General features: G+C 39.1%; 1 protein-coding gene. It reads left to right on the top strand.

What is annotated here, in order from left to right; translation table 11 throughout:
• Window positions 1–214: 214 nt before the first annotated feature.
• On the top strand, window positions 215–829 hold the full coding sequence (locus L4C33_RS22415) for a hypothetical protein (RefSeq protein ID WP_428814581.1): 615 nt from the start codon (window positions 215–217) through the stop codon (window positions 827–829).
• Window positions 830–1,065: the final 236 nt, after the last annotated feature.

The raw sequence follows: 1,065 nt of genomic DNA, 5'->3' as shown, positions 1-1,065 counted from the left end.
AAATAGGTGTTTATCTAGATATCCCCCTAATGATGAGCATTAATAAGAACCTAGCCTTGGCTATTTCAGACCGAACGTAAGGAATTGATTTTCGGCCTTAAAGTACATACCCTCCCAAAAAATCGAGCTTACAAAACTTACAAAGTTTCATTCGAATTAAACGCCAAAGAAAATTAGGATCCAGCTCGTTATTCACCAATAGGCAAATCGTGTTATGAAAAGAGTTATTCCTAGTTTGATAGCCCTCAGTCTATCTTTCCCATCAATCGCAAGTAGCAACATTGTCAATGAAATGTCTCACATTGGATTTGGATACAAACATTCAACTCTTAAGGCTGAAGCGATGGAACCTTACTTTGACTCTAAGTATGTGAACAGCGAAGAAAAATCAATGGGAGGGTTATACCTTGATATGGGGTTAGGCGTGACCGATACCCTATTTATTGAAGGTAACGCTGATTTCATTACTCGCGTCAGTTCTGAAATTGATTCGTGGAGCTTAGGAGGAGGAGTTAACGCGCCAATTAATCAATCTTTCTCTATTCCTGTTTCTTGCGGCGTCATAAACTACCGAGCGAATAGGAAAGATTCGATCTCCTACAGTGATCAAGCTGCGTATTGTAAAGCCGGAGCTAGAGTTCAAGCTGCAAAACATTGGTTTATGGATCTCTCTTACCAGCACGATTTCTTTGACATCAGCAAAGACACAGTAAAGCTAACTAACGTATTCCAATTTGGCAGAGTCTTTGGGYTTGTTGCAGGGTTTGAGGCCTCTAAACGAAACCAATCAGAAAGATCGTTTAATCTAGGCGTTCAATTTACGATGTAGCCTCTATCGTCAGCACACTATATAGCGCTAAGTAAATCATTCTCTAAGTACATTGCTCTTTAGGTAAAAAGAGTAAAAGAAATAACGCTTTATATTATGGAACACGTTTGCTCTAAGGCTGAAAAACGATTATTTATCCGCAATAATGAGGCGCCTAGTGAATTTCAGGCGCTTCAATCTTGATATCCAAACCAAGAAAAACCACACTAATACCAATCACTTAGCCTCTATTATCA

Source organism: Vibrio makurazakiensis (assembly GCF_050337375.1).
GTDB classification, from domain to species: domain Bacteria; phylum Pseudomonadota; class Gammaproteobacteria; order Enterobacterales; family Vibrionaceae; genus Vibrio; species Vibrio makurazakiensis.
Note: the sequence above shows the minus strand (reverse complement) of the source record. Positions and strands in the feature narration are given on the sequence as shown.